Origin of the sequence: Trichlorobacter ammonificans, assembly GCF_933509905.1 — a bacterium.
GTDB lineage: Bacteria > Desulfobacterota > Desulfuromonadia > Geobacterales > Pseudopelobacteraceae > Trichlorobacter > Trichlorobacter ammonificans.
The window spans coordinates 1,522,456-1,537,972 of sequence record NZ_OW150024.1 but is presented as its reverse complement, the minus strand read 5'-3'; the positions used below and the strand labels follow the sequence as shown (position 1 = coordinate 1,537,972).

Genomic DNA, 15,517 nt, shown 5'->3' with positions numbered 1-15,517 from the left:
ATTTTGTCCGTAGTTATCGCTGGCAGCTTGGCGTGGGCAGATAAAAAAGTCATGGGGTAACTCCAATGACAGTGCACATGGATGTGTAGTGCGGGAGGTCTTTGGTTTTTAACGCCTGAATGACTTTCATGACTGTATTCTGTGCATTGGAGACAAAGTTAGGTTGCTGGAGCGCACGATTCAAGCCTTGCAAGTGTGAGGCGTCGTCGGAGAACTTTTGAATTTCTGTCCGCTCGACATCAGTGTCAAATAACAGATCGAGTTTGTCTGACCATTTAGATATACAGGGCTTTTGGAAGCCGAGGTAAGCTTCGAGAAACTTGCGCAGCAAATTGGGGGCGGTGTAAGCCTCATGAAGCGATGGTGATTGTGATATTGAGAACTTGTGCAATTGCTCAAAAATAAACTGGTATTCGGATTTGTATTTCCGGAGAAGATTTGGCGTGTCCTCCAGCGTAGAGTGCCATTCCTGTCCTGCGCTATCAAGAAATCTCCGTGTGTAGTATGAGCATGCAGTGGTGTGATTAGCAAAATGTTGCCGCGCTTTGAACCAATAATCTTTGAGCAGTGTGTAAAGCTCACTGTTGTGAGTGGAAACGAAAATCTGCAAACAAGAATCAAGACGCTTGGTGATTAACGCATAAATGGCATAGATGTGATTCGAATCGAGGCTGGAAATGGGATCGTCGACAAAGACAATGGTCTGATTCAGTGACGCGCCATTGTTTTCGAGTGTGGCGAGGAAATAGGCAAAGGTGATAGCCGTTTTCTCGCCTTCACTTAGGTTCTTGGCTGGGGTGCCATCGCGCCTGAACTCAAAAGAGCCACCTGTGATTTCGGCAACTGAGATATTATTGTCGGGCAAAAGAAACTGGACCGTCTCATTGATTCTTTGTGCAGCAATGGATTGTTGCTGGATCTGTGCTTCGATTGCAGCCTTCTTGCCTACGATACCCGTCAAAAGACTTTGGGACTTATCAACTTGATCTTTTAACCTCTGAATGGCGGTCTCTTTGTCTAAAATATTGTTGGATTGATAAAAAATCGCGGCGTGATGCTTTTCGATAGTTTCCTTGGCGGCTGTCTTTTCTCTATCGATTTGGGTGCGTTTTTGGTTGTGCGTCGTAACAAGCGCGTTGATGTCCACGACGATTTGAGTAATTTCAGAGACACGACTGGTGTCCACTTCGCAGCCGAGTTGCGTTTCAAGAGCGAGCTGCTTTTGCTTGGCGAGGCTCACAAGTTCGCCTATGACACTATTGGCCCAAGTGAGCCATGCGTCAGTCTTTCCCTTGATCGTAATAAACTGTTCCTTGAGGTCTGGAAAGAAATCACGCTCGTCTGGAAGAGTGATGGTGAACTTGATCTTTTCTAGCGTGTTTACTTGGGTCGCTACTTCAGAAATCAAATCTTCGTAGGCTTTGGAAAAGTGTTTTTGCAAGGTGGCCAACCGATCGGCGGAGATTGTGGCGCCGCAGAACTCGCATTCCGTTGAATCCGTGTGGAACGTCAGGCCTGTACGAATCCAGGATTCCAGTTCGCGGTTTTCTTTGAGTTTTGTGATGGCCTCATTTGATGCCGTCTTTTGCATTACAGTTGAGAGGTTCTGGCACAAAGCCTCCAGGTTACCCACAAAAATTGCAACCGGATTGATGTCTTTCCAATCTTGTGTACTGCGCAGGAGCGATACTTTGGCCTGGAGGGCTATTTCTGTAAGGATGAAAGCTTGGGGTGTCGCTTTGATTCGTTCAACTTCAGCAGCCAGTTTTGTACGGTTGTAGGTCTTGTCGCCTGTCAGTGTGGCTACAGAACTGGCATGCGCAGTACCAAGTGAATCAAGTTCCTTTCTGAGCTGCTGGTGGCTTTCGTTCAGTCTGTCCTTGATGGTTTTTGTTTTGGTCTCGTGCTCGTTCAGGCGAGAGATGCGATTGCGAAGGTGGATGGTGTTGCCGCCGACAATGAACACCGCTGGGGCTTTGTGTTCTTGCTGGAAGTTGCTTTGGATGAAGTCGCGGTTAAAGACTTTTATACGCGGTGGATTTGCAAGATTGGTTTGCGTCAACCTGGTTCCGCCTTGAAGCTCAACCTCAAATTGGCATCCTTGCCATTGCGATAGGCTTGTTGGGTTGGCCAGTATGTGAAAGAGTCGTGAAAGAGTGGTCTTTCCAGAATAGTTCCACCCGTATACGAGGTTGTACTTGGTAAAGTTCGTGTTGTTTCCCCATTGAAATTGGCGAAAGTTGGCAAAATTGGCAAGTCGGTTGATTTTGATGATCATGCAGTCACCTCCTCCAGTGCCGGGAAAAGCTGCTGCATCAGCCCTTTTTTATGGGTCTTGAGCGCGGCGAGTTTTTGGCTTTGGGCGATGATCAGGTCGTCAAGGGAGGTGAGGCAGTCGGCGATTTTCTGTTGTTCAGGCAGAGTTGGGAGCACAACTTGAATCTTCTGAACCATAATCAGGCTCATTCCCGCCTTTGTGCCAATATCGGTCGACGCACGGAAAAGTCGCTGCGACCTTTCGGAAGCTAAGAAATAGCTTACGAATTTACTGCACACTTGCGATGAATCGAAACGCACGAGCGCGATGTGCTGATTGATATAAGCGGGAGAAGAGATGCTTGCATCGACGTAACCGATGATTCCAATATCTGCGGTGATGGAAATTAAAACGTCGTGTTCTTTGAGTTGCGTTCGAACCCCTTCGCTGGCTTCTTGTGGAAGTTTCACGAACTTGGTGTCAGCTAAGTCGAGATAAATAGATTCTCGCGTGAGATTTGTGATGCGAACGAAAAGCGATCCTTGATTTGCGTAGTAAGCGGCCCAACCACGCGAGCCGCTGGTGACAAATGGCTTCAAGTCACCAATTTGCATTTCCTCCCATTCCCCCGCCTCCCGAAACTCAGGGAAGCGCAGTTTGGGCAGGGTTTCGCCTTCGGCGGGGAAAAGCTGCTGCATCAGCCCTTTTTTATGGGTCTTGAGCGTGTCGAGCTTTTGAGCCTCCAGGGTGATCAGTTCGTCGAGGGAAGCGAGGCAGTCGGCGATGCGTTGTTGCTCGGGTACTGTGGGCCAAGGAATGGGAATGCTGTCGAGCATCGTCTTATTCAATTTGGGTTGAGCCATACCAGTGATGAAGTCGTCGAGCTTGATGGAGTTCAAATAGACCTCCACAAACTTTTGTGTGAAGAGGTTCTGGAATCGCAAGACGTGAGCATGGTTATTTACCCACGTCTTTCCAGAGATTGGAAAAGCAATCGGATATGTCCGCGCGACCAAATTAGCTCCGTCTTCTGAAACACAGAGCAAATCCTCGTCAAAGATGAAGCCTTTAACGTAATCAACGACGCCAGAGGCTCCGTAATATGGAATCATTCCCGCTACTCTATCGCCCGAAGTAATTGGTACGCGCCGATTGTCTAGGTTCTCGGCGACCCTCCCAAGGTTACGAAACTCCCACTCACCCGCCTCCCGAAACTCAGGAAAGCGCAGCTTGGGCACCAATCCGCTTTTTTTCTCTGCCTTCATCGCCCATCCTCCCCGGACGAGTCTTTATCATCCATCGCCCATTCGCCCGCCAGCAATTCATGCAGCCGCGCCTGGAGCAGTTTTTTGTCGGGCAGTTGCAGTTGGTATTGGGCGATGAGCGTGGGGGAGAGGTTGCGGGAGAGGGCGTATTCCACCACTTCTTCGTCCTTGTCGCGGCAGAGCAGGACGCCGATGCTGGGATTTTCGTGGGGTTTCTTCACGTCGCGGTCGAGCGCTTCGAGGTAGAAGTTGAGTTGCCCCATGTGCTCGGGCTGGAATTTGCCGATCTTCAGTTCGAAGGCCACCAGGGCCGACAGACCCCGATGGTAGAAGAGCAGGTCGATGAAAAAATCCTGGTTGCCCACTTGCAGGCGGAATTGCTCGGCCACGAACAGGAAATCGCGACCCAGTTCGAGGACGAAGGCCTTCATGTGCCGGACGAGGGCGGTTTGCAGGTCGTTTTCGCTGTGGGAATCGGGCAGCCCCAGAAATTCGAGCACATAGTGGTCCTTGAACACCTCGCCAGCGGCTGGCTGTAAAACTCTCAGCGCTGCCGAGAGTTTTGGCTGGGTCAGTGAGACCCGCTCAAAACTGGCCGCATCGATCTGCCGCTCCAATTCGCGAGAGGTGTATTTCTCCTGCAGGCATTGCTCAAGGTAGAAGAGCCGTTCAGCAGGACTTTTACACCGCGAAAAGATGGTGACGTTGTGCGTCCAGGGCAATTCTCTCACCAGCGTTGAGAGTTTTTCGTCGTCGCAATAGGTTTCGTAAAACTGCTTCATCCGCCAGAGATTTTTATCGCTGAAGCCTTTGAGCGTGGGGTCGGCATGAGCAATGTAGCGCGCCAACTCGGTCACCACCCCTTTGCCCCAACCGGCCTGGGCCACTTTGTGGCTGATGGTCTGCCCGATACGCCAATAGAGATCGATCAAGGCCGTGTTGGCCTGGGCAAAGACGCGCTGCCGCGTCTGCTGGATCTGGCCCAGCACCTCGGCAAAGGCGTGCGAGTTTCTCGGTACGGTTTTACTGTTCATACGCCCCCAACCCTGAAATCTCCCGCCCCTGGGCAAGTTTGTGCAGCAGCGGGATCAGCTCTTCCATCAGTGCCAGCTCGGCCTTGGTGCGGGCTTTCCAGCCCAATTCCAGCGGGGCCATCAGGTCGCTCAACTGTTCGCCGTCGAAGATCATGCGACGCAGAATCCCATCCACAAAGCCTTGCAGAGCGGCGGCATCCAGCCCATGTTTTTCGGCAATAGCGGCCAGTTGGCGGGCGTGCTTCCCGGCCTTGAAGCTCTCGAACCCGGCGCGGATGGCTTGTTCGTCCAGAGCCTTGCCCGCTTCCAGGGTGCCGATGTACTCGGCAATGTCGTCGCGCTCATCCATGAATTTGGCGTCGGCCTGAATCAGGCCGATCAGTTGCTGGCGGCTCATTTTCTGCTTGCCCGGTGTCTGCTGTGAGTAGCGGGCAATCAGCGCCATGATGTAGTCGTAATCGATCAGGGCGCTGGCGAAGAGCACGAACTCGAAATCAAGCTGCTCGATGGCGTCGTGCGCGTCGCCGGCGTCCTTGCCGGTTTTGCCCTGCTGGGCTTTCAGGCGCTGGGCGGTTTCCAGGTAGGAACCTCGCAGGGAGCGCAGCTCATCCTCGGGCAAAATCTCATTGATGGTTTGCTTTTGCGCTTCATCAATGTCGGTGTATTGGTCGAGCTGGGTCTTGAGACGCTGCACTTCCTTGAAACGGGTAATGAATTCGATGCGCGCCGTATCACCCTTCAGGTTGTAGACGGCTTGCGGCTCGCACACCAGGCCACTTTGCGTCATGTACTGATCCAGCGCCGCGACTGCTTTTCGATATTTTTCAATCACCACCGGGGCTGGGTCCACCAGCCAGATCTCCTTGGCAGGTTTGCCGGCCTCGCCGGAAAAGAGGCTGATGGCGGTATCGACCGCGTCCTGCTGCTGGCGGAAGTCGAGGATGTTGCCGTAGGGCTTGGTGTCGTTGAGCACGCGGTTGGTGCGCGAAAACGCCTGAATCAGCCCGTGGAACTTGAGGTTCTTGTCCACGTAGAGGGTATTCAGAAACTTGGAATCGAAGCCGGTGAGCAGCATGTCCACCACGATGGTGATGTCGATCTTCTGCGCGTGGGGGAGATCGCTATTCGGATATTGCTGATCCTTGATCCGCTTTTGCACGTCCTGATAGTAGAGGTCGAATTCGCCGACGCTGTGGTTGCTGCCATATCGGGCGTTGTAGTCGGCGATGATCGTCTTGAGAGCTTCCTTCTTCTGGTCGGGGTTCTGCTCGTTGTCGGCCTTCTCTTGCGGCAGGTCTTCCTGAATCTGCTGCACGTCCTTATTCCCTTCGGCGGGCGGTGAGAAGACGCAGGCAATATTCAGCGGCTGGAAGTCTGGATCGGCGGTCTGCTTTTCAGCCTGCACGGTTTTGAACAGGGCGTGATATTCGATGGCGTCGTTGATGGAGGCGGTGGCCAGCAGGGCGTTGAACTTGCGCCGGTTGGTTGCGGCGTCGTGCTTGGCGAGGATGGCTTCAACAATGGCGCGCTTGGCCAGCGCCTCACCCGGCTTGGGCTGCTTCTTCCCCTCGGGCTTGTAGTAATCGACGTGGAAGCGCAGGACGTTGCGGTCTTCGATGGCGTGGGTGATGGTGTAAGCGTGCAGTTGCTGCTGAAAGATGTCGGCTGTGGTCTTGTAGCTCGCCTGCTGTCCTTCGACCTGTTGGGCGCTGGCGTTCTGCTCAAAGATAGGCGTGCCGGTAAAGCCGAACAACTGGGCGTTGGGGAAAAATTCTTTGATCGCCTTGTGGTTCTCGCCGAATTGCGAGCGGTGGCACTCGTCGAAGATAAAGACCATGCGGCTTTGGCGCAGCGGTTCCAGACGCTCCTTGTAGGTGCGTTTGTTCGAGCCGTTCTTGTTGCTGTCATCCAGCGCCAGGCCGAGTTTCTGGATGGTGGTTACGATCACCTTGTCGGCGTAGTCGTCGGAGAGCAGGCGCCGCACCAGGGTTTCGGTGTTTGTATTCTCCTCGACACAGCCTTCCTGAAATTTGTTGAATTCCTCCCGCGTCTGCCGGTCAAGGTCTTTACGATCGACCACGAACAGGCATTTGTCGATGTCCGGATTGTCCTTGAGCAGGGTGGAAGCCTTGAACGAGGTGAGGGTCTTGCCGCTGCCGGTGGTGTGCCAGATGTAGCCGTTGCCTGAGTGCTGATGGATGCAATCGACGATCGCCCTGACGGCATAGATCTGATAGGGGCGCATGACCAGGAGTTTCTGCTCGCTGGCGACCAGAACCATGTAGCGGCTGATCATCTCGCCCAGAACGCACTTGGAGAGAAAACGCAGGGCGAAGTCGTCGAGATGGGTGACTTTGGTGTTATTAACATCTGCGAACTGATAGAGCGGCAGGAAACGCTCGTCGGCGTTGAAACTGAAGTGGCGGGCGTTGTTGTTGGCGAAGTACCAGGTATCGCTGCGGTTGCTGACGATGAAGAGTTGCAGGAAACAGAGCAGGGTTTTGTTGTAGCCGTTGCCGGGGTCGTGCTTATAATCGACGATCTGCTGCATGGCCCGGCGCGGGCTGATTTGCAGGGTTTTCAGCTCGATCTGCACCGCTGGCACGCCGTTGATGAGCAGGATCACGTCATAACGGTGGTGGCTGTAATCGGTGCTGATGCGAAGTTGATTGATCACCTCGAAGCTGTTTTTGCACCAGTCCTTGATGTTGACCAGCGTGTAGTAGAGCGGCGTGCCGTCGTCACGCTCGAAACTGTTCTTCTCGCGCAGGTGTTTGGCGGCGGCGTAGACGTCAGGGGTGACGATGGACTCCAGCAGGCGGGCGAACTCGGTGTCGGTCAGATGGACACGATTCAGAGCCTCGAAGTGCTGGCGAAAGTTGGCTTCCAGCCCGGCGCGGTCGCGGATGTCCGGGCGGTAGGTGTATTTGAGCTCGACCAGTTTTTCGATTAAGGATTGTTCGATCTGGTTTTCTGTTGTCATAAGGCTATCCTGAAAAGACCTGGCAGACCCTCTGGAACGTGCCAATGTGCCATTACACCCACTCACCCGCGCCTTGTGAACACGTGCCCGATTTCTCTTGTCAGAAACATAGGATCGGCTATTTAGCAAGAAAAAAGTATTCTACCATTCCACCGCCAGCATCATGCAGTTCAGCCCGCTGCCGATCCCCAGGAAAGCCACCTTGTCCCCGGCCAGCAGGATGTCCCGTTCCACGGCAAGTGCCGCGGTGAGCGGCAGGGAGACCGTACCCATGTTGCCCAGGTATTCAAAGGTGGTGAAATCCTTCTCCTCTGCAATACCCAGGGTTTCCAGGATCATCTTCTGATGGGCCGAACCCACCTGGTGGCAGATCACCCGGTCCACCTGCTCCGCCTGCCAGCCCACTTCCGGCAGAAACGCCTGCCAGGTGCGGCGTCCCAACTCCACCCCATGATTCATCACATTGACCCCGTCGGTGGTCATGGTCTGGCGATAGCCGCCCGTGCCGTCCGGCTGTACTCCCCAGAGGCAGAGGCCGTGGTGCCGCGGCTCGGCCATGGTGATTCCCCCCAGCAGGCGGTGCCCCCGGTTGCCGAAGGAACCGTCGGAGAGCAGCACTGCCACGGCCCCGGAACCGCCGGTGAGGGTGGCCAGGGCCCCGGCAAACTGCTGCATGTTCCGCTCCGCCAGCATGCGGGCGATCATCTCTTCGTTGATTTCCCGGGCCGACTCACTGGAAACCACCAGGCCGGCGCGGATCTGGCCCAGCTCGATCCGGTTGGCGATGTCCAGCATGCCGCTCAACACCCCCAGGCAGGCGTTGGAGAGGTCCTGCACCACCACGGCGCCGCTGATTCCCAGGCCGTCAGCCACCCGGCAGGCGGTGGCCGGCTCGAACTGCTCGCGGCAGACGCCGGTGTACAGCAGGGCGCCGATATCGGCGGGCCGGATACCGGTGCTTTCCAGCACCTTGCGGCCTGCGGCGATGGCCCCTTGCGAGAGGGGGTAGCCCGGTTCCCACCAGCGCCGCTCCCGGATGCCGGTCATGGCCTGCACCTGTCCCGGCGCAATGCGCAGTTCGCGGTAAAGCGGCTCAAGCCGTGCCTCAAGGTCGGCGGTGGCAACCACCACCGGCGCCAGTTCATAGTCAAGGGCCTCGATACATACGTTGCGGTAGCGCATCAGTTCTCTTCCATCCGTACCGTAAAGTCGATCATCTGGTAGATCGGTTTGTTATCCACCGCCAGGTAGCCGCTGGCGGTCAGCCGGCGTTCGCGGTCATCGGCTGCGGTGATCCAGGCCTCCACCGTGACGGTGCGGTTCGCGGGCACGATCTGTCCCCGGTAGAGCCAGCGGTGTTCGTGCCCCGTGGCCACGCAGGCAAGGGCCGTTCCCTCCTGCCAGCCCCAGCGCTCAACCGCCGCGAACTTGAGCAGTTGCAGGAACGACTCCAGCCCCAGGGAGCCGGGGGTCACCGGGTCCTGGTAGAAATGGGCCTTGAAGAACCACTCGTCCGGATCCACCTGCTTGCTGCCCCGCAGGTAGCCAAGGCCGGCCGGGCCGCCATCGGCAACGTAGAGCTCGATCTGGTCGATCATCCGCAGCAGGGCACCGGGGAACGGCCCATGGTCGGGGTAGGGAAGACTGCGGCCCCTGGCCGATTCGGCACCCGTGGGCCGGTAAGGATCGGCATCGCGGATACCCACCTGGTTGGCCAGGGCCTCTTGCGAGAAGAAGCCGAACATGGTCTCCCCTTCGTAGAGCATCCCCTGGCAGTCGGCCACGGAAAAGTCGAACTCCTGGATGACCATGCCGCCGCTGCTCACCGCCTTGGTCAGGCGGGCGGTGCAGGTGAGGGTACCGCTGGCAGGGGTGACGACCCGGTGCTGGCGTGCCCGTCCCCCCAGGTTGCGGAAGGAAAGGTCCACCGGGCTGGTGAGGGCCGAGCCGACGTAGGCCGCCAGCCAGCCGCAGGGTTGCAGGGCCGCTTCCAGCAGCACGCAGAACGGCATGCGCGGTTGCCGCTCCTCGGCGAAGAACCAGGCATCGGCCGGCAGGTCGTACTGGGCCTCGGCCAGGGCGCCGGCCTGCATGATCCACGGCTCTCCCTGCAGGGCGGTGACCCGGTCCATGAACTGGAACGGCGGTCCGGGCAACCGGGCGATTTTGCGCTCGCGATCGAAGATACGGTACGGCTCGCCGAACCCTTCTGAGGGGTTGCCGTTGCTGTAGGCTAAAATCTGTTCCTTGGTGTAGATGGCTGGTTTGCTGGAGCCGACGGACAGCGGCGCAGCTCCGCGCCCCTGCCAGAGTGCCTCCAGCTGGCGCTTGTCGGTGCCGGAGAGGCGACAGGACATGCTGCCGATCTCCACGATCGGCTTTCCGTCGGCGTACATCAGGGCATCGGCCACCACGTAGGGCTCGGGACCGTAGCCGATCTCCCGTATCGCCACCTCGTAGGTAACGGTTTTTGTCGTTTCCAGCACCTGACCGCGGCAGCAGAGCTTGCTGGCCACACCGGGCACCGGCTCCCAGACGGCGCTATCAGCCTCGGCCACCCAGCCCATACGCAAGAGCAGAATCCGCAAGGTATGCATGCAGCATTCGTACATGAGGGTTCCCGGCATGACCCGGTCGTCCACGAAGTGGCAGGTGATGAACCAGTCGTCCGGGTGGATGTCCGCTTCGGCCGTGATCCGGCCCAGGCCGTAGCGGCCACCCTCGGGCATGACCTCGTTTACCCGGTGCACCAGCCGCATCCGGCCGCCGGGGATGGTGAGCGGTCGTCGGACCGCCAGGCCGCTGAAGGCGGGGCCGAAGCAACCGGCCAGGTCACCGTTGCGTAAGCAGTCCAGCTGGTCGGCGTCGTAACGCTCAACCGCCAGAGGGAGCAGCTCGTGCCACTCCGGCCTGCGGATACCGCTGGTGGGGCGGGGATCAACGGCCGGCCGCACGATCCCCTTGCCCGCCGCCAGCTCGGCTGCCGAGAAGAAACCGGCGCAGCCGTCCCGCATGGAGAGCAGCGGTTCGCCGTTTACGGTGGCTTCGAAGAAGAAGCGGAGCAGCCAGGTATCCCCCTGGCGGAAGAACCGCTCGATCCGGATGTCGTAACGGATGGTCTCACCGGGGCCGGGCAGGCCGCGGTGGAAGGTAACCACCGCGTCCAGCAGGCGGTAGACCGCCAGTCCCCTGGTGATGAAGTCGATCCCCAGGTAGCCGGACAGGAACAGGTCGGCCTGGCCCGCCTCCACCGCGATGCAGGTGGGGATACGGCCGCCATCCAGGTACCAGGCGCCGGGCAGGATGTCGTGCTCGGTCACCACCCGGCCGCTGGCCATGGAGCAGGGTTCACCCTCCAGGGCCGTGATCCGGTCCACCAGCATCAGCGGCTCGTCCGGCAAGCGTACCCGGGTGGGGAAGCTGTCTGCCTCGGCAAACTGCGGTCCCAGCATCTTTCCGACGGAGCCGATGGCGAACTCCAGGCACATCTGCCGGTTGAACAGGGCAGGAGGCTCCACCGGCCGGGGCAGGGGAGGAGGAGCTTCATCCGGTAGCAACTCGCTGCTGCCCAGGGCCTGCCGCAGTGTTGCCTGCAGGGAGATCGCTTCCGCCATGGCGCGGCTGATGCTGTCGCTCAGGGCAAGGAAGGCGGCATGGGCCCCGTGCTCGGCGCTGCGGCTGCGGCTGAACTGCGCCAGCAAAGGGTCGCCGGTAACGACGGTGGACGATGGTTGCGGCATTGTCGTGGCTGGCTCCGGGGGAGGTGGCGCCGGCACCGGCGTTGACGGAACAGCCGCCGGCTTCGGTGCAGGGGGGCGGGGCGGCTGGAAAGGGGCCGCAGCGGTGGCCAGTCTGAGCAGTGGCCCGGTAGCATCCTGGCACCGGTCGGCAGGCGCCGGCTGGCTACAGAGCGGGGACAGGTCCAGGGGAACCCGGTGCGCCACCTGGGAGGCCAGCAGGCGCAGCAGCACCAGCACCGGTTCCTGGCCGTCGAAACAGGCGGAACGGGCCAGGTGGGGGCGCCCCTCCAGGATGCGGCCGATCATCCGGCTGCAGGAATTGCCCGGCCCCATCTCCAGGAAGATCCGGACGCCGTCGTTCCAGGCCGCCTCGATGGTGGCCGGGTAATCGATGCCGTGCAGGGCCTGCTCCAGGATGGCGGCTGCCGCGCTTTCGCGGGTGGGCTGGAACCGTGCTCCTGCGGCGCCGCTGTAAAAGGCCACGCCTGCCGGCGCCGTGGTATCGAAGAGGTGCAGGTCGTGGTAGGGCCCGGCCACTGCCCTGGCCACCTCGCAGTGCACCGTGGTGACCCCGGCCAGGGGGAAGAAGTGGCAGTCCAGCCGCTGCACCAGCCGGGCCACGGCCTCGGCATCGCCACCCACCACGCATTCGTCGGGACTGTTGACGATCAGCAGGTAGACCCGCTCCAGATCAGAAAGTGCCCGACGCACCTGCTCCGCCGGAGCGGTCACCACTCCCAGGCGCCAGGTGACCTGCTGCTGTTCCGGCAATCCCCAGACCCTACGGGCTGCCCGGCATTCACCGGCCAGATCGTGGGTAAAAAGGGTGGAGTCCTGCATCCGTTGAAACATCAGGTCCCGGTCGCGCCAGGTGCCGCTGGCAAAGAGGGCGGCCGATTCTCCCAGGCTGTAGCCGATCATGGCGGCTGGTGTAACGCCAAAGCCACGTACCAGATCGCTGACCCCGCAGCCGGTGGCCACCTGGCCGAAGATCACGGCCCGGTGGTTATCGCTGATCTCCGCGGTATCGCGACCGTTCCAGAACAGATCGGGCTGGAACTGATCCTTCAGCCGGCGGTTCTCGTGGTCCTGGCGGCGCAGGATTTCCGGCCAGCGGCAGAACAGCTCCCGTCCCATGTCGGGGTAATGGTTGCCGGAGCCGGGGAAGACAAAGGCAACCTGACCCTGCGACGCCAGCGGCGCGGTGGTAAAGAAGAGCCTCTCCCGCAGGGCCGGTGTCGTCTCTTCCGGGACCGTCCCCAGTTCCAGTGTCTTTCGGGCCAGGTCGAGCAGGGCCGACAACTGTTCCCGGTCGGCAGCCACCAGTGCCAGCCCCAGGGCCGGTTCGCTGCTGTAGCGACGGCAGCAGTCCCGGGACAGCAGCGGCAGTTCCGTTGTGGTGATGGTGCGGCTGCGCTCCTGCAACCGGGCCACCTGCTCCTGCAACCGCTCCACGGTATCGGCCGCCAGGGGGAAAAGCTGTTCCGCCGGTGGCGCCAGCGGTGCGCGGCGGTCATCCCGCTCCTCCTGCGTGTCGTACTCTTCCAGCACCAGGTGGCTGCAGGAGCCGTCCACGCTGCGTGACGATACTCCGGCCCGCCGGGGTCCCTCCTCGCGGTTGCGCAGCCAGTGGCGCGGCGTGGCGGGCAGCAGGAGCGGGCCGTGGGCCACCTCGTCCCAGGGCTGGTCCGTGGCGGGGCAGCCGGGGATAATCTGCTGGTAGAGGGCCAGGGAGCCGGCCAGTACCGATGCCAGACCGCTGGCCGCGCCGCTGTGTCCCAGTCCGGCTGCCGTGCTGGTCAGGGGAGGGCGCCGGGTGCTTTCGGCTACCTGTTTCCGCAGCATCTGCAGTTCGATCCGGTCCTGTTCCGGGGAGCCGTCGGCAGCGGTTACCAGCAGTCCCACCGAGGCCGGGTCAACCGAGGCCTCGGCATAGGCCCGTTCGACGGCAACCCCGTAGGCGGTCTGCAGGTCGCCGTGGGCAGTGCCGATGCCGCGGATCAGGGCGTAGATCCGGTTGCCGTCCCGCTTTGCATCGGAAAGACGTTTGAGCACCAGGGCGCAGGCCCCTTCGCCGACCACCGGGCCATCGGCCCGCTGGTCAAAGGGACGGCAGGTGCCAGTGGCGGAGTAGGGGTGCACGGCATGCCTGCCCAGCACGGCCCGCAGATCGCCGGCCAGGTCCACCGCCCCCACCAGGGCCTGGTCCAGTTCATGGCTTTGCAGAAGGCGAACCGCGGTTTCCAGGGCGCGGATACCGGAGTTCTCCTCGGCGGACAGGGTGAAGCCGGGGCCGCCGAAGCGGCATTCCCGGGCAATACGGCTGGCCACGATGTTGCCTAAGGCTCCCATGGTGCGGTTGGCGGACAGGGACGGTCCCAGGGCGGTGCGCAGCTCTTCGGTCCAGGTAGCCAGTTCTTCGTCGGACAGTTCGCGACCCATCTGCCGCGCCCAGTTACGCACCTGTTGCGGCACGGTCCAGCGCAGGCAGAAATCGGTGCTGTGCAGATCAAGGGCGATGCCGACAAAGACGCCGCTTCTCATCGGGTCCCTGTCACCGGTCCCGGCATCCTGCAGGGCGTTGGCAGCGGTCTGCAGCATCAGCACCTGCTGGGGCAGCATCTCCTCCAGCTCTTTGGGGGGAATGCGGAATCGGCCGGGACTGACCGCCACCTGGTCGATGAACCAGCCGGCAAACGGGGTACGGTCCAGCCCCTCCTCCCGGAACCAGCGGCTCTGCCGGGCTCCCCGCCAGCCTTGCGGAGGAACGGGAGCCGGTCCGTCGCCCCCCAGGAGGCGCTCCTGCACGGCCCGCAGACCCTGCCAGGGACCGAAACCGGCATCCATGCCGACAATGGCGATCGGCTCGGGTTGCTGAACTTCGACCCCGCTCAGGGCGCGGTATGTCGTGTGCTCCGAGCCGATCCACTCCTCCACCAGCAGGTGGGCGTTGATGCCGCCGAACCCGAAGGCGCTCACCGCGGCCCGGCGGGGGGTGGCGTCACTGCGGCGGCGCCAGGGAGCCGGCGCGGTCAGTACCCGGAAGGGGCTTTCCTCAAGCTGCATGGCTGGCTGGGGAGTGCTGAAACCGGCGGTGGGGGGCAGCGTCTCCCGCGCCATGGCCAGCAGCACCTTGGTAAGGGCCGCGGCACCGGCGGCGGTGAGCAGGTGGCCGATGTTGGACTTCACCGACCCGATGACGCAGCGCTCACCGACAGGGCTCCTCCCGTGCCAGAGCTCCCGCAGGCTGGCCACCTCCACCGCATCCCCCACCGGGGTGCCGGTGGCGTGGCATTCGATCAGGTCCACCTCCTCCGGCTGCCATCCCGCCTGCCGGTAAGCCGCTTCCATGGCCCGCACCTGGCCTTCCGACGACGGTGCCAGCAGGCTGCCTCCCACATCGTTGGAAAGCCCCACGGCCCGGATGATGCCGTAGATCCGGTCACCGGCGGCAATGGCGTCGGCGGTTCGCTTGAGCAGGAAGATACCGGCCCCTTCACCCACCACCAGGCCGTCGCCGCTGGCGTCGAAGGGGGAGCAGATGCCCCGTTTGGAAAGGGCCCGCAGTTGCGAAAACCCCATCTGGGTGTAGAGGGGGTCGGGACGGGAAACGCCGCCGGTCAGCATGGCATCGGCCCGGCCGGCCAGCAGTTCATCCATGGCCAGCTTGATGGCGTAGAGAGAGGAGGCGCAGGCGGCATCCAGGGTGGTGGTGACCCCGCCCAGGCCCAGGGAGCGGGCCAGGATACCGGCCGGAAGCCCGGCCACAAAGCGGTTCTGCGGAGACATCGGCGGTGCCGGTTCGCTGCTGCCGGTCACCTGCTCTGCAAAGGTGCGGCCCAGCCAGGCATGGGAAAGCTGCGAGGAGGTCTCGCTGGGCAGGGCCAGGTTACCGATGATCACCCCGACCCGGCGCAGGTCCAGGCCGGAGGTCTGGGCGTCGTTGAAGGCCCGCCCGCCTGCGGTCACCAGCAGGTGAAACAGCGGGTCCAGGTCCCCCAGCTCCGGCAGATGGGGGGGCTTGTCGATAAAACAGCCCCTGGTGGAGTAGACATGATCCGGCCTGCCCACCTCCGGGTGGTACACCGTCTCGGCCGGAGCCTGCCAGCGGCCCGGCGGCACCTCGCGGGTTGCGCTGCGCGCCCGGCTGATCAGCTCCCAGAACTGTTCAAGGTCCGGCGCAGCGGGAAACAGGCCGCCGATGCCGACCACGGCAACCGAAGATGACCACGGCATGC

The 15,517-nt window shown here is 60.8% G+C and carries 6 protein-coding genes; all 6 read right to left on the bottom strand.

Annotated features, from left to right (window positions below; all coding sequences use genetic code 11):
• Window positions 1–49: 49 nt before the first annotated feature.
• Window positions 50–2,278, bottom strand: a complete 2,229-nt coding sequence (locus tag RAK07_RS06995) for an AAA family ATPase (RefSeq protein WP_305732117.1) — start codon at window positions 2,276–2,278, stop codon at window positions 50–52.
• On the bottom strand, window positions 2,275–3,522 hold the full coding sequence (locus RAK07_RS06990) for a restriction endonuclease subunit S (protein ID WP_305732116.1): 1,248 nt from the start codon (window positions 3,520–3,522) through the stop codon (window positions 2,275–2,277). The genes RAK07_RS06995 and RAK07_RS06990 overlap by 4 nt, the downstream gene beginning before the upstream one ends.
• On the bottom strand, window positions 3,519–4,556 hold the full coding sequence (locus tag RAK07_RS06985; RefSeq protein ID WP_305732115.1) for a PDDEXK nuclease domain-containing protein: 1,038 nt from the start codon (window positions 4,554–4,556) through the stop codon (window positions 3,519–3,521). The genes RAK07_RS06990 and RAK07_RS06985 overlap by 4 nt, the downstream gene beginning before the upstream one ends.
• A complete protein-coding gene (locus RAK07_RS06980) occupies window positions 4,546–7,539 on the bottom strand; it encodes a type I restriction endonuclease subunit R (protein ID WP_305732114.1) in 2,994 nt (997 codons plus the stop codon). The genes RAK07_RS06985 and RAK07_RS06980 overlap by 11 nt, the downstream gene beginning before the upstream one ends.
• 141 nt (window positions 7,540–7,680) lie before the next feature.
• A complete protein-coding gene (locus RAK07_RS06975) occupies window positions 7,681–8,721 on the bottom strand; it encodes a 3-oxoacyl-ACP synthase III (RefSeq protein WP_305732113.1) in 1,041 nt (346 codons plus the stop codon).
• A complete protein-coding gene (locus RAK07_RS06970; RefSeq protein ID WP_305732112.1) occupies window positions 8,721–15,515 on the bottom strand; it encodes a polyketide synthase in 6,795 nt (2,264 codons plus the stop codon). Before RAK07_RS06970 ends, RAK07_RS06975 begins: the two co-directional genes overlap by 1 nt.
• Window positions 15,516–15,517: the final 2 nt, after the last annotated feature.